This is a genomic window from Vibrio sp. 10N.222.48.A3 (assembly GCF_041475345.1).
GTDB classification, from domain to species: domain Bacteria; phylum Pseudomonadota; class Gammaproteobacteria; order Enterobacterales; family Vibrionaceae; genus Vibrio; species Vibrio tasmaniensis_A.
Genome location: NZ_JBFRVX010000956.1, coordinates 1 through 1,316, shown reverse-complemented (window position 1 = coordinate 1,316; position 1,316 = coordinate 1). Strand labels below are relative to the sequence as shown.

Genomic DNA, 1,316 nt, shown 5'->3' with positions numbered 1-1,316 from the left:
TGAACTCATCGGATATTTCAGGAGCCATGGCGATGTGACTAGTTGGTAAATCCAAGCTAATGACTTTCAATTCCTTCTCGTACAGCATTTCTTTCAATTTAGACCAACTAGATTCATTTAGACGAGAGAGTCGATCAATCTGCTCAATCATGATCAAATCCCCTTTTTTAGCATCACTTAATAATTGCAGTAATTTAGGTCTTTGCAACGAAGCGCCAGATTCTTGCTCAACATACCAAGCAGCAATACGAAGTCCTTTTTGTTCAACAAATTCTGATAAGGTCTTTTTTGCTCTTTCTGCATCTTGTTCGATAGTTGATGCTCTTAAGTATCCAAATATGTACATAATTTTGATTAAGTGACTTTTAGGTTATGATCTAAATAGGTATGTCATTTATATTATGACATTTAATGGTTAGGTGCAATTTTCAACTAGTGACAATAAGGTATACCCAAACAACATACCCTCCTTCTCAAATTTAAAGTTTAATCATTGCTACAAGGAATAATAAAAATATGAAATGAGAAATCAAAGACTCAGCCAAATCCAAAAAGAGATATTAAGTTGTTTGGCAAAGGGATTCGTGAAGGGAGTCAAAGAAGGTAAGTCTACGGTGGTCAACCATGCTATTAACCAACTTCTTAGGAGAGAGGTCCCTCCAAACAACTTCCGCGTATCTTGTGAAATTATTGAGGAGCGAGGGCTAATCAGGCGCAAGAAAGTAAATTTAGATTGGTATATTAACATTACGCCCGAAGTATTTGATAAAGCACTTTAAGGGCTAGGGTTTATAAACAGAGGTGCATATAGAGTCATTTACACCACAATTTCCGCCTCCGCTGAAATATGAAGAAGCGCATCTTGCTGTATTACAATGAAATCAGGGGGCGATTACGAGCCGAGGAATGCATGTCGACCGATTTCCTAACAAGCCGCTTTACCAAAGTAGTCAATAGCCTATGGAGCAAGATATCAAGCACACAATCAACAAAGAGTTAGAGTTCAGTCGGACAACTGTGTAATCAATTATTAGTAAGCTTAATTACAAGCCTGTGCTTTAGATTTAAGCCAAAATACTAAAATCACCAAGTACACAATCATGTTGATCAGTAATGCTGCCTGTTAAAGTCGTTTCGCAGTATGAAAATTTAATATTCATATCATCCACGTTTCCGCTCACTAACACGTGGCGCCTTAAAACATCACCATTAAGTTGGTGAATAATCCCACCCCAAGAGAGGTTATCTTTAAATAAATTAAATGTGATCTTCATACTATTCCTATTTATTATTTATCGTTTTTTTCTTTTGTTGTT

At 36.4% G+C, this 1,316-nt stretch carries 3 protein-coding genes; 1 reads left to right on the top strand and 2 read right to left on the bottom strand.

Annotated features, from left to right (window positions below):
* The coding region (locus tag AB4653_RS22335) for a recombinase family protein (RefSeq protein ID WP_372105369.1) at positions 1 to 346 on the bottom strand (346 nt) is incomplete at its 3' end.
* A 175-nt stretch (positions 347 to 521) separates the two neighbouring features.
* Here AB4653_RS22335 and AB4653_RS22330 point away from each other — a divergent pair.
* Entirely contained in the window at positions 522 to 779 is a 258-nt protein-coding gene (locus tag AB4653_RS22330) for a hypothetical protein (RefSeq protein ID WP_016800084.1), read from the top strand.
* A gap of 285 nt (positions 780 to 1,064) precedes the next feature.
* Here AB4653_RS22330 and AB4653_RS22325 read toward each other — a convergent pair whose 3' ends face one another.
* Positions 1,065 to 1,274 (bottom strand): hypothetical protein, encoded by a 210-nt coding sequence (locus AB4653_RS22325; RefSeq protein ID WP_016800083.1) that lies wholly within the window; start codon positions 1,272 to 1,274, stop codon positions 1,065 to 1,067.
* Positions 1,275 to 1,316 lie beyond the last annotated feature (42 nt).